The organism is Peribacillus sp. NPDC055009 (genome assembly GCF_053608705.1).
Genome location: NZ_JBSGVZ010000004.1, coordinates 42,805 through 61,647 on the forward strand (window position 1 = coordinate 42,805; position 18,843 = coordinate 61,647).

Below are 18,843 nucleotides of genomic sequence, written 5' to 3' on the forward strand. Positions count from 1 at the left end.
AAGAGTAGGGGGGATTTGATGAAAAAAGGTTGGATAATAGGAATAGTCATTGTCGTTTTACTTGTCATTTATGGGGCATCTTCATACAACGGCCTTGTAAGTGCCAGTGAAGACGTCGACAATAAATGGTCGCAAGTGGATAATCAATTAAAACGAAGAGCGGATTTGATTCCAAATCTTGTCGAAACGGTGAAGGGTTATGCTTCGCATGAAACGGAAGCCATTAAAGCGGTAAGTGATGCACGCTCGAAGCTGGCCGGTGCCAATTCCACTGAAGATGCGATTGATGCCGATCAAGAATTGAGTGGGGCCTTGAGCCGACTTTTGGTGGTTGTCGAAAACTATCCGGATTTAAAGGCCAATGAGAACTTTAAGGGTCTCATGGATAGTTTGGAAGGAACGGAAAATCGGCTGACGGTAGCACGAAAAGACTATAATGATGAAGTTACCAACTATAATAAAATGATTAAACGCTTTCCGAAGAATATGATGGCAGGAGTGTTCGGGTTCGATGCCAAACCATATTTTGAAGTGACCGATCAAGAAAAAGAAACGCCAAAGGTTGATTTCGGGAGCGATAAATAATGAAAAGACTCGCTGTGTTTGCGCTATTCTTCATTCTCACGTTCGGTTTAGCAAACGTAGCCGTAGCACAACCTAACATCCCTGAACCAGTTGGGGATATATATGTTCAGGACTTTGCTGGAGTCCTGGATGATCAGGAAAAATCCGAACTCATCGAACTTGGGAAACGCTTGGATGATGCCACAAAAGCACAAATTTCCGTTTTGACGGTTGATTCGATCGAAGGATCCGAAATCGAGGAGTACTCGGTCGAGGCATTTAGATCATTCAAGCTTGGTGATGCCGAGCTGAACAATGGAGTCCTCATTGTGCTGGCCATGGAAGAACAGAAAATCCGCATTGAAGTGGGGTACGGGTTGGAAGGGGCCATTACCGATATAAGATCTGGACAGATTTTGGATGATGTGGCTATCCCTGCGCTGAAAGAGGGTAAATATGATGTTGCCCTTACGGAGACCTATAAGGCTGTATATAACGATGTCACGAAAGAATACGACCTAGGTGACGAGTTTTATCAAGATCTCTCCGTTCAGCCCGAGTCAGAAACCTTTCAGCCATCAGGTTTACAGATTTTCCTCATTATCATCGTAGTCATCATCGTAGTCATCATCGATGCCAAGTTCTTTAAAGGATTTTTCCTTCAAACGCTAATCAATATTCTCTTGATAATCATCAGTCGCGGAGGTGGCGGCGGCCGTGGAGGCGGCAGCGGCGGTCCACGGGGCGGCGGCGGAGGAAGTTCCGGTGGCGGAGGTGCCAGCAGAGGATGGTAAAGTAAGTGTATTAGACCGGGAAACCGGTCTTTTTTTATGGCCTGGTTTCTGTATTACCGGAAAAGGGACCAACAATGGAAAACCTTTCAGCACATCTATTTACAATAGTAAAGAGATAATAAAAATGTTCGGAAAGGCGGGATGACCTTGCGGACGTTTTCTTTATTGAAAGGGATGCCGGTTTTTACAATCAAAGGAGAAAGAATCGGTACGGTCCACGATTTATCAATTTCTGAAATGGGTCAGGTAACAGGCTTGGTCGTTCATCAACATGCATTGTTCAAAAGAGCTTTTCATTTGAAACTCGACGATATTTCTTCATTCGGTCCAGATGGGATCGTCATCATGCAACAGGATTCAACCTTAAGGAAGGTGCCTGCGGATTCCATTTGCCTTTCGAAGGACGAATTATTGGGGCGCATGCTTTTTTCAGAAATGGGCGAAGAGCTTGGTTTACTGCAGGATGTATATTTCAAGGAAAAAATGGGCACGATTATAGCGTATGAAACAACGGATGGTTTTTTCTCGGAGTCGACAGTGATAGAATCAAAACAGCCGCCTGCATTAGGGAAGGATACCATCATTGTTTCAGTTTATGAACAGTGAGGTGTCCATTTTGGAAATTAAATGTCCGAATTGCCGCAGTAAAGATGTTGGGAAGATTGGCGTAAATCAATATTATTGTTGGAATTGCTTTATTGAAATGACTCTATCCGAAGGGCTCATAAATACGCATCAAGTCGAGGAAGATGGAAGTTTAAGCTCATTGGACGATTTGTTTGAGGAAAATGACCGCCGCTTCGGTATGTAAATAACGGAAGAGGTGTTTGCAATGGCTAGACGTTCACGCAATACTCTAATGAATATGGGTTCGGACTTGATGAACTCGAAGATGTTTAAACGGAACATGAAGAAAATACGCAAAAGATTAAAATCATTATTATAGCAGGAATGGGTGTCCTGATAATGAGGGCACTCTTTTTTATGTATGAAAACCTCCCGCCTTTCGAAGAATAAATGAGCGGGAGGTGTTTATTGTGAGTATTCGTCTAAAGTGGTTTTATCGCCTGGGTTTTTTATTGCTCTTATTTTTCGTTATCTATATTTTTATGAAACTTAAGCCCATGTGGGGACCTGTCGTTACTGTATGTGTGACGGTACTGCTGCCTTTTTTGATTGGTGCGTTCATCAGTTACTTGCTCCACCCAGTAGTGGAATATTTAAATGAGAAGGGGATGCGTCGTTGGCTTTCGATTACGATCATCTATTTATTGTTTTTCGGAGGGATCGGCTTTGCTGTTTATAAAGGCATTCCAGTGATCGTCAGCCAGGTCCGCGAGCTGTCGGAAAGCGTGCCGGAACTGGTTGAACAGTACCGGGGCAGCATCGATAAACTCAATCATCAAACGGCGGCCTGGCCGTTCGGAATTCATGAAAGGTTCGAAGAAGGTGTCACCCTTTTCGAAGATTGGCTGAAGCGTATACCTGAAAAGGCGATGGAGTATGCAATGAAGATGATTGATTTCATCGTCCTGATTGCGTTGATTCCATTCATCGCATTTTATATCCTGAAAGATTTCACTGTTTTAAAAAAAATGGCATGGTATATGACGCCGAAAAAATGGCGCAAGCAGGGACGGGCATTCATTCGTGATGTGGATGCATCGCTTGGCGGCTATATCCGCGGACAAATCATCGTCTGTGTCGTGATCGGTTTGATTTCCTCGCTGCTCTTCTGGATAGTCGGAATGCAATATCCGCTTCTATTGGGGGCGATAATCGGGATAACGAATGTCATTCCGTATTTCGGACCGATTATTGGGGCGATTCCTGCACTGGTCATCGCCGCGACAATGTCGGTTAAGATGGTGTTGATCATCGCGGTCATCGTGCTTGTACTTCAATTTCTTGAGGGAAATATCCTTTCGCCGCTTATAGTCGGTAAAAGCCTCCATATGCATCCGCTGTTCATCATGCTCGCATTATTGGCCGGGGGTGAAATAGGAGGTATCATGGGCATGGTCCTTTCAATTCCCATATTGGCAGTATTGAAAGTTATTGTACTTCATGCCCGCGTTCACTTTAGAAAGAAGCCGCCCCTTATTGACAAATAAAAGTCTTGTGAATATAATCCATTACATAAGATAATTCGTTGAAGGATGAAGTATGCTGAAGTCCATCTAAAAGAGAGTGGTCCCCCAGGCTGAAAGGGGCTGCAAGGTGAAGAGCAGCAGAAAGCTAGTCCTGAGAGCAGCTAATACCTGCCGTCATGCCGCGTTAAGGCTTTTATGAAGGTGATGGGCCTGGGATGAATTCCTGCGTCCATAATCAGGGTGGTACCGCGAGTCAACTCTCGTCCCTGTTTTTGGGATGGGGGTTTTTTGTGTGCTCAAAATTACATAATTTTTAAAGGAGGATATATATATGAAGTATTTAACTGGTGCTCAAATCCGCCAAATGTATTTAGATTTTTTTAGTGAAAAAGGCCATAACATCGAACCAAGTGCGTCATTGGTTCCTCATGAAGATCCATCATTGCTTTGGATCAATTCCGGGGTGGCGACGTTAAAGAAATATTTTGATGGACGGGTGATTCCTGAAAATCCAAGGATTACAAATGCTCAAAAGGCCATCCGTACAAACGATATTGAAAACGTGGGGAAAACGGCACGTCATCATACGTTCTTCGAAATGCTCGGAAACTTCTCCATTGGTGAATATTTCAAAGAAGAAGCCATCACATGGGCATGGGAATTTTTGACCGATGAAAAATGGATTGGGTTCGACAAGGACAAATTGGCTGTGACGATCCATCCTGAAGATGATGAAGCATTCGAACTCTGGAATAAGAAAATCGGTGTTCCTGCTGAAAGGATCATTCGCCTGGAGGAGAACTTCTGGGATATCGGTGAAGGTCCAAGCGGCCCGAACACAGAGATTTTCTATGACCGCGGACCAGCATATGGCGATGATCCGAATGATCCGGAATTATATCCAGGAGGGGAAAATGAACGGCATCTAGAAGTCTGGAATCTTGTGTTTTCCCAATTCAACCATAATCCGGACGGTTCTTACACACCGCTTCCAAAGAAAAATATCGATACAGGCATGGGCCTTGAACGCATGGCTTCCGTCGTTCAAGATGTGGCGACGAACTATGATACAGATTTATTCATGCCGATCATCCGGGCAGTCGAAGAGATTTCCGATGTGAAATATGGTGTTGATTCAGAAAAAGATGTTGCATTCAAGGTCATTGCAGACCATATTCGTACGGTAGCCTTTGCAGTAGGTGACGGGGCTCTTCCATCCAACGAAGGCCGCGGTTATGTATTGCGCCGTTTACTCCGCAGAGCGGTTCGGTATGCTAAGCAAATCAACATCAATCGACCATTCATGTTCGAGCTTGTGACGGTCGTCGGCGAAATCATGAAAGACTTCTACCCTGAAGTCCTTAAGAATAAAGAGTTCATTGCAAAAGTAATCAAGAATGAAGAGGAACGCTTCCATGAAACTCTAAATGATGGACTAGCCATCCTTTCTGAAGTCATTAAAAAGGAAAAGGAAAAAGGCGGTACAACCATTCCTGGCAGTGATGCATTCCGTTTATATGACACATATGGCTTCCCGATTGAGTTAACGGAAGAATATGCAGAAGAAGAAGGCATGACGGTCGATCATGCTGGATTTGAAAAGGAAATGGATGCACAGCGTGAACGTGCCCGTTCAGCGCGTCAAGATGTGGATTCCATGCAAATCCAAGGCGGGGTATTGGGAGATATTAAAGTTGAAAGTGAATTTGTCGGCTATGATCAAGTCGCTGTTGAAGCCAAAGTTGCTGCCATAGTAAAAAATGGCGAGCTTGTAACGGAGGCACAAGAAGGTGAAGAAGTTCAAGTGATACTGAACAAGACTCCTTTCTATGCGGAAAGCGGCGGACAAATAGCCGATATAGGAACGATGGCCAGTGAATCAGTGAAGGTTGATGTCCATGATGTCCAAAAGGCTCCTAATGGCCAAAATCTGCACCGTGTAACAGTTACTGCCGGCACTTTAACAGCAGATTCCGATATCGTCGCTACGGTAAATCAAGAAAATCGGATCCATATCACGAAAAATCATACAGCGACGCATCTTCTGCATCAGGCGTTGAAAGATGTGCTTGGTACACATGTCAATCAAGCAGGTTCACTCGTACAGGCTGAACGCCTTCGCTTTGACTTCTCTCATTTTGGCCAGATAACGGCTGAAGAGATTGAACAAATCGAAACGATTGTAAATGAAAAGATTTGGCAAAGCTTACAAGTAAATACGGACTATAAAAACATCGAGGAAGCTAAGGCTATGGGCGCAATGGCGTTGTTCGGCGAAAAATACGGCAAGATTGTCCGTGTCGTTCAAATCGGCGATTACAGCCTCGAGCTTTGCGGGGGTGTCCACGTGCCGAATACAGCGGTAATCGGCTTGTTCAAAATCGTATCTGAAAGCGGCATCGGTGCAGGTACTCGCCGTATTGAAGCCGTAACGGGTGCAGGGGCATACAAATTGATGACTGATCAAATCGGTGTCTTGAAAGACGCGGCTTCCAAATTGAAAACGAACTTGAAAGATGTACCTTCAAGAATTGAAACGGTACTAGCTGAAGTGAAGGAACTTCATCGTGAGAATGAAAGCCTTACTGCAAAATTAAGTAATATTGAAGCAAGCAGCCTTGTTTCTAACGTAAAAGACGTTAATGGAGTTCAAGTATTGGTGGCAAAGGTTCAAGCTACCGACATGAATAATCTGCGTGCCATGGCGGATGATTTGAAACAAAAGCTCGATTCTGTCATTATCGTATTAGGTTCGGCCCAAGGTGATAAAGTCAATTTGATTGCCGGGGTGACTAAGGATTACATCGACCGCGGCTTCCATGCTGGTAAATTGGTCAAAGAAGTTGCTTCCCGTTGCGGCGGCGGCGGTGGCGGACGTCCAGATATGGCCCAAGCCGGCGGAAAAGACCCTGAAAAATTGGATGCAGCGCTTAATTTTGTTGAAGAATGGGTCTTATCGATTTCATAATCAATGGAAAGTGTTGTACAATGTAGGTAATAGTGGATTCTGGACGCTGAGGAGAGGTGCATGTTTATGAGTTCCTTTGATAAAACGATGAAATTTAATTTTCCCGAAGAACCATTCGAAAGAGATGTACAAGAAGTATTGTCTCAAGTTTATGTTGCACTTCAGGAAAAAGGTTATAACCCGATAAACCAGATTGTCGGTTATCTATTATCTGGTGACCCGGCCTACATCCCGCGCCATATGGATGCTCGAAACATTATTCGTAAGCTTGAACGCGATGAAATCATCGAAGAATTGGTTAAGTCGTATCTTAAGAACCATCGAGAGGAATACTAATGCGCACAATGGGACTTGATTTAGGTTCAAAAACCATCGGCGTTGCCCTGAGTGACGCGATGGGTTGGACTGCACAAGGATTGGAAACGATCAAAATTAACGAAGCTGGAAATGACTTCGGCTTTAAACGCCTCAATGAAATCATAAAAGAGCATGATGTTTCTAAAATTGTCCTCGGATTACCTAAAAACATGAATGGTACCGTTGGACCGCGAGGCGAGATCAGCCAAGACTTCGCTAAACGATTAGAAAACAAATTCAAGCTGCCGGTGTTTCTCTGGGATGAACGGTTGACAACTATGGCGGCTGAACGTGTCCTTCTTGAGGCGGACGTGAGCCGAAGCAAACGCAAGAAAGTCATTGATAAAATGGCGGCTGTCATGATTCTGCAAGGATTCTTGGACAGACAAACAAATTCAATATGAGGTGAATACAAATGGAACACGGCGAAAACAACATTACAGTAGTAGATGAAAACGGAAACGAGCAGCTTTGCGAAATCCTTTTCACATTCGACTCAGATAAATTCAACAAATCTTATGTACTTTACTATCCGATGTCTGCAGAAGATGATGAGGAAGAAATCGAAATCCACGCTTCATCATTCGTACCTAGCGAAGATAATAAAGATGGTGAACTTACACCGATCGAAACAGAAGAAGAGTGGGATCTTGTCGAGGAAATGTTAAATACATTCCTTGACCAAGAAGAAGCGGAAGAAGAATAAGAGAAAAAACCGGCCCTTAAAGGTCGGTTTTTTTTTTGAAAAGAGGAAGATTTGGAACGGAAGGTGCGAGACTTCTGCGGGAAAAGCGTATCTAAGGAGACCCCGCAGGCGGAAGCCGAGGAGGCTCCCGAGACCGCCCGCGGAAAGCGAGTGCCCGGAGTGGAAATTTAAGTCCACCACCAAATAACATTTCATGGTTCGGTTGTGACCATTCTGAGCCATTTTTTTAGGTAAAAGGGTTTCAATCTGAATTTTTAATACAAAGTCGATTGGAACGGAAGGTGCGAGACGCCCGCGGAAAGCGAGTGCCTGGAGTGGAAATTTAAGTCCACCACCAAAGAACATTTCATGGTTCGGTTGTGACATTCCGAGCCACTTTTTTAGACAAAAGGGTTACTATCTGAATCGATTGGAGCGAGTGCCTGAAAACAAATAAACGTTCAACAAACCTGTAATAAACTGTGGACATGAAGGTCGTTTTTTTCATTTATGTACCAGTAACACCTTATCTTTTCTCTGCGAATAAAAGCATAAAAGTAGCGAACGGACCTAAAAATAATGATAGCAAGAACCAATTCAATGCCGTTCTATTTTTACCTTGAGCAAGTCCGGCGTTTATGAGTGCCAATGTCCCCCAACCTACAAAATAAGAATTATCCAACTCCTTCACACCTTTCTTTTTCTTCAAATTTTTATGGCATTCCTATATGAATATTCCTGCCCTTGCCTGAAATGCCTGACACATGCAGGAAACAAATTTTTAAGCTGAGTAAATAATTAAAACAAAGTTGATTGGAGAGTAAGGTGCGAGACTCCTGCGGGAAAAGCGCGTCTAGGGGAGACCCCGCAGGTGTAAGCCGAGGAGGCTCCCGGACCGCCCGCGGAAAGCGAGTGCCTGGAGCGGAAATCAATATACCCTCAAAAACACTTTAGACAAAGATATCACTATTTTCCTATTAAATCACACCTGTATATTGACAAAACTAGTGCGTTTTTGCCATAAATAGAGTATTGATGAATGTAGTTTTGCAAAAAACATGTAATTATTTGTTGATTTTAGTATAATGTTCGAAGCAAAGATTAATTAGAGAAAGCATCATCTAGAAACCATTCTGTAGTTGGTGTGAGTTTGCAGGGGGAATGAACATGGATGAAAAAGATAAAAATTTATCTAAAAAGGAACATATCCGAATGAAATTGTTAGAACAGCAAGGAGAAGCCAAGCTGGTTCGTAAAATCATCATGATTACGATAGCTTCGCTTATTGTACTAATTGGGATAGTTGGTCTTGTGGGCTTTTTATATATCAACTCAGCCATGAAACCAGTCGATCCGGATGATGATACCATCAAAAAAGTGAAAATCCCAATCGGTTCTTCCGTTAACGGAATTTCAACGCTGCTTGAAGAGCAGGGGATAATCAAGGACGCACGCGTATTCAAATATTATATTAAATTCCGCAATGAATCCGGTTTTCAGGCAGGAGAGTATAAATTATCACCTTCCATGCCAATTGAAGATATCGTCACAAGCATCAAAACCGGAAAACTCATGAAGGAAGCTGCAATGAAGATAACGATTCCTGAAGGAAAGCAGCTTGTTCAAATTGCCGATATCATCGCAGTGAAGACGGGTGAAGATCCGAAAAAGGTCTTTAAGAAATTGAATGATAAGAAATTCGTTAATTCCATGCAAGAGAAATTTCCGCAGCTCTTGACCTCTGAAATTGAAAATGAAAAGGTTTTATATCCGCTTGAAGGATACCTTTTCCCAGCTACTTATGACTTTTATGAGGAAAAGCCGACACTGGAATCGATCGTCATCGAGATGCTGAAGAAAACCGAAGAGACATTGCAGGCATACGAGACCCAGATGGGCAAAAACGATTATTCCGTACATGAGATGCTGACCTTCGCTTCGCTTGTTGAAGAAGAGGCGACGGCACAGGTCGATCGCGGAAAAATAGCTTCCGTCTTTTACAATCGTATCGAGGAAGATATGCCGCTTCAAACGGATCCGACCGTTTTGTATGCAAAAGGTTCACATAAGAGCAGGGTGTATTATAAAGACCTTGAGGTGAAATCGCCTTATAATACGTATAAGAATAAGGGGCTGCCTCCAGGGCCGATTGCAAATGCCGGAACGACATCGATCGATGCGGTACTGAAGCCTGAGAAAACGGATTACCTATACTTTTTGGCAACACCTGAAGGGGAAGTCCTTTACTCGAAGACCTTGGATGACCACAATATCAAAAAGGCAGAGCATATTTCCAATAAATAAATAAAAAAATGCAATGAGACTGAGGGGGGAGAGATATTACTTTCCCCTTGTTTTTATGATAGAATAGTACAAGTGAATTTTAGATCCGATTCCTATCGGTGACGTAACTCGGCGAATGCCGGGTTTTATTTTGAAAGATAAGGAAATGTAGATCGTCAAGCATACTTGTTTCAGCTGCTCCTTGTGAGGAAATTGACCTATAAATTTCTTCATGTTACTGACCAAGCGCTTTTGTTTTCCTTATAATTGGAGGAAACGTTTTGAACGGAAAAATAGAACAATATCTTCATTCCTTAATTCCGGAGCGTACGGGTTTGCTTAAGGAGTTGGAAGATTTTGCGATGGAAAATAATGTGCCGATCATGGAGCCCGAAGGCATTGAGGTGCTGCTTCAGATTTTAAGGCTTCATCAGCCTAAGGCGATATTGGAGGTTGGTTCGGCGATTGGCTATTCGGCAATAAGGATGGCTGAGACCCTTCCGGAAGCTCGAATCGTCACACTTGAACGGAATGAAGCCCGTATTGAGCAGGCAAGAGCTAACTTCAAGAAGGCGGGACTGTCGGAAAGGATCACCCTCATTGAAGGGGATGCCCTTGAAGCTGGACCGAAAGTCATGGAACATGGTCCGTTTGATATCATCTTCGTTGATGCAGCTAAAGGGCAGTACAAGCGATTCTTTGAGCTGTTTGAACCATTCCTGGCTGGTGCTGGCATAATCATTACTGATAATGTTTTATTCAAAGGCCTGGTTGCCGAAAACATTGAAGAAATGGAAATGACGAGAAGAAAGCGTGCTCTCATTAAAAAAATCAGAGACTTTAACATCTGGTTACAAGACCATCCCAATTTCGATACCGTAATTTTGCCGATTGGTGATGGTGTGGCCATAAGTAAACATAGAGGTGACAAAAATGAAAAAGCCTGAATTACTCGTGACTCCGACAAGTGTCGATCATATAACAGAACTCATCGATGCAGGCGCTGACGCCTTCGTCATTGGCGAACAACGCTATGCACTAAGGCTGGCAGGAGAGTTCAAACGTGAAGATGTCGAGAAGGCGATTGAGCTTGCACATGCCGCGGGCAAGAAAGTGTATGTATCCATGAACGCCATATTTCATAATGAAAAAGTGGACGAGCTTGAAGGGTATGTCACTTTCCTTAAAGAAGCTGGTGCCGACCGGATCATATTCGGTGATCCCGCAGTCTTGATGGCTGTCCGTGCAGTGGCACCTGATATGCCCCTGCACTGGAATACAGAGATGACGGTAACGAACTGGTACACCTGTAATTACTGGGGGAAACGCGGTGCTGTCCGTGCAGTGGCTGCCCGTGAGATAAGTCTGGACGAGATAGTGGAAATGAAGGAAAATGCCGAAGTGGAGATTGAAGTGCAAGTGCACGGCATGACATGCATGTTCCAATCGAAGCGTACGCTTCTAGGTAATTACTTTGAATACCAAGGCAAGGCAATGGAAGTGGAAAATCGGAAGGAAAATAGAAGTATGTTCTTGCATGATAAGGAACGTGAAAATAAATATCCGATTTATGAAGATGAAAATGGCACACATATCATGAGTCCGAATGATATGTGCATGATTGATGAACTTCAGGAATTGGTTGAAGCGGAAATCGATTCATTGAAAATCGAAGGGGTATTGCAAACACCGGAGTATATCATTGAAATGACAAAGCTATATCGGGAAGCGATTGACGTATGTGCTGAAGACCCTGACCGCTATGATGATATGAAATCTGAGCTCTTTGAAAAGGTCAAAGCGGTTCAGCCGGATAACCGCGAGTTGGATACCGGGTTCTTCTTTAAAGAATCGGTTTATTAAAGAAAAGGGTAAGAGAAAGAGGAGGAATAGCCTTGAATGCTATTGCTGATAAAATTTCCAAGATCGTTGATGGAAAGAGAGTCATTGTAAAAAAACCTGAATTGCTGGCTCCGGCCGGCAACCTTGAAAAATTAAAAATTGCCGTCCATTACGGTGCGGATGCCGTGTTCATTGGCGGTCAGGAATATGGTCTTCGTTCCAATGCCGGCAACTTCACGTTTGAGGAAATGAAGGAAGGCGTCGAATTCGCTAAAAAGTATGGCGCTAAAGTATATGTAACGACAAATATCTTCGCCCATAATGAAAATATCGATGGCCTGGATGAATACCTGGAAGGACTTCAGGAGGCTGGGGTTCATGGTATCATCGTAGCCGATCCATTAATCATCGAAACCTGTAAACGGGTCGCTCCGAACGTCGAGATCCATTTAAGCACACAGCAATCGCTATCGAACTGGAAGGCTGTTCAGTATTGGAAAGAGGAAGGCTTGGAGCGGGTTGTTTTGGCACGTGAGACGAGTGCTGATGAAATCCGTGAAATGAAGGAGAAGGTCGATATCGAAATCGAGGCTTTCGTTCATGGAGCCATGTGCATTGCCTATTCTGGACGATGCACCCTTTCGAACCATATGACGGCGCGTGATTCGAACCGCGGCGGCTGCTGTCAGTCTTGCCGTTGGGATTATGATTTATATGAGTTGGATCAAGACGGGGAAAAGGCTTTATTCGATAAAGAAGATGCTCCATTCGCAATGAGTCCAAAAGACTTGAAGCTGATTGAATCACTGCCAGGCATGATTGAAATTGGCATAGACAGCTTAAAAGTCGAAGGAAGAATGAAGTCCATTCATTATATAGCAACAGTTGTCAGCGTCTATCGTAAAGTGATTGATGCGTATTGTGCCGATCCGGACAATTTCAAGATTGAACAAGAATGGCTGGAAGAGCTTGATAAGTGTGCGAATCGTGAGACGGCATCATCGTTCATGGAAGGTGAAATTCCTGGGTATAAACAGCAAATGTTCGGGAATCATACCGTAAAGACTCGCTTCGACTTCGCAGGGTTGGTGCTTGATTACGACGAGGAAACTAAAATCGTTACCATGCAGCAACGTAACTTCTTCAAGCCTGGAGATGAAGTGGAGTTTTTTGGACCGGAAATCGAAAACTTCACTCAAAAAATCGGTACGATCTGGGATGAGTCAGGTAAGGAGCTGGAGGCAGCCCGCCATCCGCTTCAAATTGTCCGCATTCAAGTAGATAATAGAGTTTATGTGAACAATATGATGCGGAAGGAGAATTGACATGACAAGAAAGAAACCAGTGGTCATCGGAGTTACCGGAGGGTCTGGATCAGGTAAAACAAGTGTTACCCGTTCCATTTTTGAATTCTTTCAAGGACATTCCATCCTGATGATCGAACAAGATTATTACTATAAAGATCAAAGTCATCTGCCTTTTGAAGAGCGCTTGAAAACGAACTATGATCATCCGCTTGCCTTTGATAATGATTTGCTAATCGATCACATTAACGCATTGCTGCGCTATGAAACGATAGAAAAACCGGTTTATGATTATTCGATCCATACGCGTTCGGAAGAAGTCATCACAGTTGAGCCCCAGGATGTCATCATCCTTGAAGGGATTCTTGTGCTTGAGGACGAGCGCCTCCGGGACCTGATGGATATGAAGCTATATGTTGATACGGATGCAGACTTGCGGATCCTTCGTCGGATGACCCGTGATATTAAAGAACGCGGCCGTTCCATAGATTCCGTCATCGAACAATATATCAGTGTCGTTCGGCCGATGCATAATCAATTCATAGAACCGACGAAGCGTTATGCCGACATCATCATTCCTGAAGGCGGTCAAAACCATGTGGCAATTGACCTCATGGTGACAAAAATTCAAACAATCCTTGAACAAAAGTCTTTTTTGTAATAACATAGCATAAATAATGATAGGTGCCATTTTCCTCCGTTTATTTAAATAATCCCAACTATTTATTGGGAAAGACTGGACAAATGTTGGAAAACGCAATACTCTATTCTTGATACAGAACGAACCGGCTGCACACCGCAGTCGGTTTATATACTAAGGAACGGATGTTTCTTAGTATCGAAGCGCGTACTTTTTAAGTCGCGCAATTATATATTCTGACTCGATTTCAGGGTTAAGCACTATATAGTACATAAACTTGTCACAGCGAATGCTTGCTGTAAAGAATTTGAAGGAGTGAAGGGTTTTGGCAATTGAAAAAGAATATCCAATGACTATTGAAGGTAAGTTAAAGCTTGAACAGGAACTTGAACAGTTAAAAACGGTTAAACGTAAAGAAGTGGTGGAAAGAATCAAAATCGCCCGCAGTTTTGGAGACCTTTCCGAGAACTCAGAGTACGATTCCGCAAAAGAAGAGCAGGCTTTCGTTGAAGGACGTATTACAACTATCGAAAACATGATCCGTAATGCAAAAATCATTGAAGGCAATGATTCGAATACAGATACAGTTTCACTTGGAAAGTCGGTAACATTCGTTGAACTTCCAAATGGTGACGAAGAAACATATTCCATCGTAGGAAGCGTTGAAGCGGATCCATTCGAAGGGAAAATCTCCAATGATTCCCCGATCGCGAAAAGCCTGATAGGGAAAAGGGTCGGCGACAAGGTATCTATCATGACACCTGGCGGCGAAATGAGCGTCAAGATTGTTTCCATCGACTAATTAAATGCAAAAGGGATGTCCATTGGGCATCCTCTTTTTTATGGAAAAATGCCCCGTAAATTTGTTCAAAATTGTTTAAAAATTCGCACCTCGTCAACAATGGTTACGAGGTGTATTTTATGAAAAAGAAACGAATGAGGTTGCTGGCTCTTTTTTTGACCGCTTTCATGCTGATGCTCATAGGCAGGCTTGCCTACATCCAACTTGTATCGACAGAATCTTTTTCAAAGCATAATGTGAACCTGTTAGAGGCAAGCGTGAATCAGCGTTCACAGATATTAAAGATTGATGATGGACGCGGAAAGTTTTATGACAGAAATGGAGAACCGCTTGCACATGAAGAAATCCCGACGCTCGTCCTATTTCCATTTTTAAAGAAAATGACATGGCCTATAGATGAAGTGGCCTCGATAATAGGCAAATCGGAAGCGGAGTTAAACCGGGCGATAGAACAAGCGGAAGAACCATTCGTATTTGGCGGGGATGAACCGATAGAGTTGTCATCCAGCCAATCGAAGGCAATCAATGAACTGAAGATTCCCGGGGTCTTTGCCGTGAACGAGAAATTATATCATGATCAAACTCCTGCAGCGCAATTGATCGGCACGACGAATATATCAGATGCGGAAAAGAAAAAACGTTATCCGGACATGAATTTATCTCCTGAAACGAAAATAGGCAATACGGGGCTGCAAAGGACCTTCGATGAGTTCTTGCTTTCCGCTGGGGAATCGAAGCTCGTTTTTCACGTGGACGCCAGCGGAGGACCAATGTTCGGTGTCGATGTTAAATATGTGGAACCTGCAAATCCGCTTTACCCGGTGAAGGTCGTGACGACGATCGATAAAGAAATTCAGGAAAAAGCGGAGAAGCTCGTCGATGAACGCGGGATAAAAAAAGGCGGTCTTGTACTGATCGATATTGAAAAAAGTGAAATCGTCGCAATGGTATCACGTCCGGCGCTTAATATAAAAGATCCGAATGGCGAAGGAGCCGTCAATATGATGCTGACTCAAAAAACACCGGGCTCCGTCTTTAAAACGGTCACGGCAGCAGCTGCCATCGATTATGAAGCCGCTAGTCACACCCGGACATTTAATTGTAATTTGACGATAGACGGGAAAACGGATAAACAGAGGGAACTGGGCATGCTTAATTTTGAAAATAGCTTTGCCCAAAGCTGCAACAGGACGTTTGCCGAATTGTCACAGGAAATATCTGAGAAGGATCCGGACTTTTTGGATAAATATGCTAAAATGTTAGGGCTGGTTGGTGAAACGGGCTGGCAAGGGGACGTGTATCACACCGAAGTCACTCAGTTACATCATGAACAAGCCGGTAAGGTCTGGCATGATGACGATTTAAAAAAAGATCCGAAAATGATTGCCAAAACGGCAATTGGCCAGCAGGATGTCCAAACGACACCGCTCGCTATAGCGAATATGATGGCTACGATTGCACGCGGCGGCAAGAAAGAACAGGTCAAAGCCGTTTCAAAGGTGGAATTTAACAACAGTACGACCGTAGTCGATTTTCCCAATCAAAGTATTGGCGGCGAGACACTGTCTCCATATACGGCGATGAAGATGCAGCATCTTCTTAGGAAGGTCGTGACGGAAGAGAAGGGGACGGGCGCTGCCTTGAGAGATTTGCCTGTTGAGGTCGCCGGCAAGTCCGGAACAGCTCAGACCAATATCGAAAAAGGGGAGCTCAATAAATGGTTTGCGGGCTACTTTCCATATAAAGATCCCAAATATGCTCTTGTTACCGTAAGTTTTGAAACAAAGGAAAACAGTTCCAGCATGACGCCTCTTTTTTCAGATATTGTAAAAGTCCTGTACTCCAAGGACCAGGACAATAGCGAGAATTGACGAAAAGTGTAGGAAACCCTTCCCTTCTATCTCTAGCTAAATCATGTTAAAATGAGGCAGTAAGAAAAGGTAAGGGAGGAATGGACCTTGGGCTCACGTTTTAATCAGAGAGATCAAAAAAGAAAAGTAAATAAAATATATAATATTGCTATCACCATCGTTTCCATTTTAATCGTCATTGTCGCAGTCACGATTTTCTTAAGTGACGATGGCACCGAAACAAAAAAAGCCACGACTGAACCAAAGCAAATCGCCGATACAGATTCAGGGAAGGTAGCGGACAAGCCTGCTGGCAAAAAGGAAGAAACGGATTCAGAGAAGGAAGACGCAGTAGGAGATAGTGAAGCAACAACAGAGGAAGATGCAGAAGAAGATAGTAAAGCAACAGAGGAAGATTCAGAAGAGAACGTAGAAGATGGTGCAGATCCAGAAAAAGCAGGGGATGCCGACCTTGTGGAAGTGGAAGGCAGCGGTGATGGCAATGTTGCGGCCACTTATAAGAGTGAAGGCTGGAAACCAGTAGGAACTGAGCAATCCGGGGAGCACACTACAAGCTTTGATAAGGGCTCGGTCGATTGGAATGAAATGAGTAAAGCCATAGCAAGCGGAGCTGGAATCGATGAAGGCAGCATGAAGCTATGGTGGCTGCAAAACGGCGGTTCGTCAAACACCGCAATCGGAACCGTTTCTGAAGGAGATAATCCTAAAACCTTCCGTGTTTATATTGAATGGGTGGACGGATCAGGTTGGAAACCTGTAAAAGTCGAAGAACTGAAGACAAACGATAAAAGGTAATGTTCAAATCATAAACATAAAACCCCCGAAAGGAATTCCGCTTTCGGGGGTTTTTAATCGTGATCATTTTTTTGCTTTAAAGTGGACGACAGCACTATAAAAACGTCTGCCTTCCTCACTTACATACATTTGGTGTGATACGGATTCCACCTGAAGCATGATCGCTTTATTGATTTCAATTTGTGATTGGATTTTTTCTTCAAGATTCTTGATGCTTTCTGCTTCGAAAAATTCTATTTTATCTTCGAATAAGTTTAAGTCAAGTTGAAAACTCATGACTGTTCCCCTCCAACATTTAGATATTGTTAGTTTAACACCATTTTCTCCGAATCTGAACCGAATGATGGATTTGCCTAAAAAACAAGAACTGTTTCTGTGTTTATTTCATATTATGCTTATAGGTTTTATTATCTTATCATAAAAAGGTGATTAAAAATGGGCAGAGAATTTATCGATTTATTTGAAGAATGGTCGAAATCGTATGATGATACGGTTAGTGGACACGATATTGAGTATCAAGAGGTTTTTAAACATTATGATAGGATATTGGATAGCGTCACGGACCGGGCTCATGGTCATGTGCTGGAGTTCGGCGTAGGTACCGGGAATTTGACGGAAAGGCTTTTGAGGAAAGGCCTAAAGGTATCGGGAATTGAACCCTCACCTGCGATGAGGGAAATAGCGGTAAGCAAGCTGCGTGGAAAAACAGAAATTGCAGATGGGGATTTTATCGATTTTCCTAAGCCGGAACTGGTCGATTCGATCGTGAGCACGTATGCGTTTCATCATTTAACCGATGAAGAAAAAGAAAAAGCGATAGCCAACTATGGAAAGTTACTGAATACTGGTGGTAAAATAGTGTTTGCGGATACGATGTATCAATCAAGGGAAGCTCATGAACGGGCGATTCAAGATGCAAGGCAGGCAGGCTTTCATAATTTGGCGAACGATTTGCAAACGGAATATTATACTACGATTCCTTTTTTGGAAAAAGCACTTGAAGCAAATGGATACAAGGTGAACTTCGAGCGCTGCAATCAATTTGTCTGGATTATGGAGGCGGAAAAATTATAGGAAGAGGTTTTTACTAATGAAGGTAGCCATAATCGGAGCAATGGAAGAAGAAGTTACGATTTTACGTGATAAATTGGAAGGTTTGGAGCGGGTGACCATTGCCGGTTCCGAGTTCAATACAGGAACTCTGAATGGTGTCGAGGTCATTTTGCTTAAATCGGGAATCGGTAAAGTGAATGCGGCAATGTCAACAACGATCCTGTTAGAAAAATTCAAACCGGATGCAGTCATCAATACTGGCTCTGCCGGCGGATATCATCCAGCACTTAATGTAGGGGATGTGGTCATATCCACGGAAGTTCGCCACCATGATGTAGATGTGACGATTTTTGGATATGAGTACGGTCAAGTCCCTCAGCTTCCGGCAGCTTTCATCCCGGATGAAAAGCTTCTCGCAATCGCAGAAGAAGCAGCAAAAGAAATAGAGGATATTCAAGTGGCGAAAGGGTTGATCGTTACGGGGGATTCTTTCATGAATGATCCTGTCAGGGTTGAATTCGTCAGAGGGAAATTCTCTGATCTATACGCGGTGGAAATGGAAGCGGCAGCCATTGCACAGGTAGCCTTCCAATTCAAAACACCGTTTGTCATCATTCGTTCCCTTTCGGATATCGCAGGTAAGGAGTCCAATATTTCCTTTGATAAATTCCTGGAAACTGCCGCTCTTCATTCAGCGGCACTGATTTTGAAAATGGTTGAAAAAATGAAATGAATCGTAAGTGATCAGCGGAAGCCTTTTCGCTGATCATTCTTTATTGCATAATCCTTATT

22 protein-coding genes are annotated in these 18,843 nt (G+C 43.4%); 19 read left to right on the forward strand and 3 right to left on the reverse strand.

From position 1 onward, the window contains the following. Positions 1-15 precede the first annotated feature (15 nt). From ACWF5P_RS08405 to ACWF5P_RS08445, 9 genes are all read left to right on the forward strand, one after another. Entirely contained in the window at positions 16-585 is a 570-nt protein-coding gene (locus ACWF5P_RS08405; protein WP_397315188.1) for a LemA family protein, read from the forward strand. Further along, positions 585-1,358: a TPM domain-containing protein gene (locus tag ACWF5P_RS08410; protein WP_452444795.1), complete on the forward strand. Its 774-nt coding sequence runs from the start codon at positions 585-587 to the stop codon at positions 1,356-1,358. Before ACWF5P_RS08405 ends, ACWF5P_RS08410 begins: the two co-directional genes overlap by 1 nt. A gap of 147 nt (positions 1,359-1,505) precedes the next feature. After that, positions 1,506-1,964, forward strand: coding sequence for a PRC-barrel domain-containing protein (locus ACWF5P_RS08415; RefSeq protein WP_230177053.1), 459 nt, complete (start codon positions 1,506-1,508; stop codon positions 1,962-1,964). Beyond that, on the forward strand, positions 1,954-2,169 hold the full coding sequence (locus tag ACWF5P_RS08420) for a hypothetical protein (RefSeq protein WP_034311361.1): 216 nt from the start codon (positions 1,954-1,956) through the stop codon (positions 2,167-2,169). The genes ACWF5P_RS08415 and ACWF5P_RS08420 overlap by 11 nt, the downstream gene beginning before the upstream one ends. Before the next feature lie 226 nt (positions 2,170-2,395). Beyond that, the gene (locus ACWF5P_RS08425) at positions 2,396-3,472 is read left to right on the forward strand and encodes an AI-2E family transporter (RefSeq protein WP_452444796.1); all 1,077 of its coding nucleotides are present in this window, start codon (positions 2,396-2,398) and stop codon (positions 3,470-3,472) included. A gap of 310 nt (positions 3,473-3,782) precedes the next feature. Continuing rightward, on the forward strand, positions 3,783-6,419 hold the full coding sequence (gene alaS, locus ACWF5P_RS08430; RefSeq protein WP_452444797.1) for an alanine--tRNA ligase: 2,637 nt from the start codon (positions 3,783-3,785) through the stop codon (positions 6,417-6,419). Between the two features lie 66 nt (positions 6,420-6,485). Beyond that, a complete protein-coding gene (locus ACWF5P_RS08435; protein WP_034311358.1) occupies positions 6,486-6,755 on the forward strand; it encodes an IreB family regulatory phosphoprotein in 270 nt (89 codons plus the stop codon). Then, positions 6,755-7,180, forward strand: a complete 426-nt coding sequence (gene ruvX / locus ACWF5P_RS08440) for a Holliday junction resolvase RuvX (RefSeq protein ID WP_034308633.1) — start codon at positions 6,755-6,757, stop codon at positions 7,178-7,180. The genes ACWF5P_RS08435 and ruvX overlap by 1 nt, the downstream gene beginning before the upstream one ends. A gap of 11 nt (positions 7,181-7,191) precedes the next feature. Further along, positions 7,192-7,482: a DUF1292 domain-containing protein gene (locus ACWF5P_RS08445; RefSeq protein WP_063232962.1), complete on the forward strand. Its 291-nt coding sequence runs from the start codon at positions 7,192-7,194 to the stop codon at positions 7,480-7,482. On the opposite strand, the gene ACWF5P_RS08450 is transcribed toward ACWF5P_RS08445, so the two are convergent. Together ACWF5P_RS08450 and ACWF5P_RS08455 are read right to left on the reverse strand one after the other, a co-directional pair. Next, positions 7,441-7,848 (reverse strand): hypothetical protein, encoded by a 408-nt coding sequence (locus ACWF5P_RS08450; RefSeq protein ID WP_434167432.1) that lies wholly within the window; start codon positions 7,846-7,848, stop codon positions 7,441-7,443. The two genes, ACWF5P_RS08445 and ACWF5P_RS08450, sit on opposite strands and share 42 nt — an antisense overlap. A 139-nt stretch (positions 7,849-7,987) precedes the next feature. Further along, a complete protein-coding gene (locus tag ACWF5P_RS08455) occupies positions 7,988-8,170 on the reverse strand; it encodes a hypothetical protein (protein ID WP_230177103.1) in 183 nt (60 codons plus the stop codon). Positions 8,171-8,628: 458 nt separating this feature from the next. On the opposite strand from ACWF5P_RS08455, the gene mltG reads away from it, so the two are divergent. From mltG to ACWF5P_RS08495, 8 genes are all read left to right on the forward strand, one after another. Beyond that, positions 8,629-9,765, forward strand: a complete 1,137-nt coding sequence (gene mltG / locus ACWF5P_RS08460) for an endolytic transglycosylase MltG (RefSeq protein WP_434167431.1) — start codon at positions 8,629-8,631, stop codon at positions 9,763-9,765. Between the two features lie 260 nt (positions 9,766-10,025). Continuing rightward, positions 10,026-10,691 (forward strand): O-methyltransferase, encoded by a 666-nt coding sequence (locus tag ACWF5P_RS08465; RefSeq protein ID WP_101222641.1) that lies wholly within the window; start codon positions 10,026-10,028, stop codon positions 10,689-10,691. Further along, entirely contained in the window at positions 10,678-11,607 is a 930-nt protein-coding gene (locus ACWF5P_RS08470; protein WP_434167430.1) for a peptidase U32 family protein, read from the forward strand. Before ACWF5P_RS08465 ends, ACWF5P_RS08470 begins: the two co-directional genes overlap by 14 nt. Before the next feature lie 32 nt (positions 11,608-11,639). Further along, complete coding sequence (locus tag ACWF5P_RS08475) at positions 11,640-12,911, forward strand: peptidase U32 family protein (RefSeq protein ID WP_260358131.1); 1,272 nt, start codon at positions 11,640-11,642, stop codon at positions 12,909-12,911. Position 12,912: 1 nt separating this feature from the next. Continuing rightward, the gene (gene udk / locus ACWF5P_RS08480) at positions 12,913-13,551 is read left to right on the forward strand and encodes a uridine kinase (protein WP_034308619.1); all 639 of its coding nucleotides are present in this window, start codon (positions 12,913-12,915) and stop codon (positions 13,549-13,551) included. A 304-nt stretch (positions 13,552-13,855) separates the two neighbouring features. Next, entirely contained in the window at positions 13,856-14,332 is a 477-nt protein-coding gene (greA, locus tag ACWF5P_RS08485) for a transcription elongation factor GreA (protein WP_101222638.1), read from the forward strand. 119 nt (positions 14,333-14,451) lie between these two features. After that, the gene (locus tag ACWF5P_RS08490) at positions 14,452-16,203 is read left to right on the forward strand and encodes a penicillin-binding transpeptidase domain-containing protein (RefSeq protein WP_434167429.1); all 1,752 of its coding nucleotides are present in this window, start codon (positions 14,452-14,454) and stop codon (positions 16,201-16,203) included. 87 nt (positions 16,204-16,290) lie between these two features. Beyond that, complete coding sequence (locus ACWF5P_RS08495; RefSeq protein WP_101222636.1) at positions 16,291-16,998, forward strand: YrrS family protein; 708 nt, start codon at positions 16,291-16,293, stop codon at positions 16,996-16,998. Between the two features lie 63 nt (positions 16,999-17,061). Here ACWF5P_RS08495 and ACWF5P_RS08500 read toward each other — a convergent pair whose 3' ends face one another. Beyond that, positions 17,062-17,274, reverse strand: coding sequence for a DUF2536 family protein (locus ACWF5P_RS08500; RefSeq protein WP_048682770.1), 213 nt, complete (start codon positions 17,272-17,274; stop codon positions 17,062-17,064). Between the two features lie 159 nt (positions 17,275-17,433). On the opposite strand from ACWF5P_RS08500, the gene ACWF5P_RS08505 reads away from it, so the two are divergent. Together ACWF5P_RS08505 and mtnN are read left to right on the forward strand one after the other, a co-directional pair. Next, a complete protein-coding gene (locus tag ACWF5P_RS08505; protein WP_452444798.1) occupies positions 17,434-18,072 on the forward strand; it encodes a class I SAM-dependent DNA methyltransferase in 639 nt (212 codons plus the stop codon). Between the two features lie 16 nt (positions 18,073-18,088). Next, positions 18,089-18,784, forward strand: a complete 696-nt coding sequence (gene mtnN / locus ACWF5P_RS08510; RefSeq protein ID WP_101222634.1) for a 5'-methylthioadenosine/S-adenosylhomocysteine nucleosidase — start codon at positions 18,089-18,091, stop codon at positions 18,782-18,784. Positions 18,785-18,843 lie beyond the last annotated feature (59 nt).

Bases quoted from the DNA above. Each gene is read 5' to 3' on its own strand.
- ACWF5P_RS08450 (WP_434167432.1), bottom strand. From the start codon at position 7,848: ATGTCACAACCGAACCATGAAATGTTCTTTGGTGGTGGACTTAAATTT.
- alaS (WP_452444797.1), top strand. From the start codon at position 3,783: ATGAAGTATTTAACTGGTGCTCAAATCCGCCAAATGTATTTAGATTTT.
- ACWF5P_RS08490 (WP_434167429.1), top strand. From the start codon at position 14,452: ATGAAAAAGAAACGAATGAGGTTGCTGGCTCTTTTTTTGACCGCTTTC.
- ACWF5P_RS08410 (WP_452444795.1), top strand. From the start codon at position 585: ATGAAAAGACTCGCTGTGTTTGCGCTATTCTTCATTCTCACGTTCGGT.
- ACWF5P_RS08505 (WP_452444798.1), top strand. From the start codon at position 17,434: ATGGGCAGAGAATTTATCGATTTATTTGAAGAATGGTCGAAATCGTAT.
- ACWF5P_RS08435 (WP_034311358.1), top strand. From the start codon at position 6,486: ATGAGTTCCTTTGATAAAACGATGAAATTTAATTTTCCCGAAGAACCA.
- ACWF5P_RS08420 (WP_034311361.1), top strand. From the start codon at position 1,954: ATGAACAGTGAGGTGTCCATTTTGGAAATTAAATGTCCGAATTGCCGC.
- ACWF5P_RS08470 (WP_434167430.1), top strand. From the start codon at position 10,678: ATGAAAAAGCCTGAATTACTCGTGACTCCGACAAGTGTCGATCATATA.
- mltG (WP_434167431.1), top strand. From the start codon at position 8,629: ATGGATGAAAAAGATAAAAATTTATCTAAAAAGGAACATATCCGAATG.
- ruvX (WP_034308633.1), top strand. From the start codon at position 6,755: ATGCGCACAATGGGACTTGATTTAGGTTCAAAAACCATCGGCGTTGCC.
- ACWF5P_RS08500 (WP_048682770.1), bottom strand. From the start codon at position 17,274: ATGAGTTTTCAACTTGACTTAAACTTATTCGAAGATAAAATAGAATTT.
- mtnN (WP_101222634.1), top strand. From the start codon at position 18,089: ATGAAGGTAGCCATAATCGGAGCAATGGAAGAAGAAGTTACGATTTTA.
- ACWF5P_RS08445 (WP_063232962.1), top strand. From the start codon at position 7,192: ATGGAACACGGCGAAAACAACATTACAGTAGTAGATGAAAACGGAAAC.
- udk (WP_034308619.1), top strand. From the start codon at position 12,913: ATGACAAGAAAGAAACCAGTGGTCATCGGAGTTACCGGAGGGTCTGGA.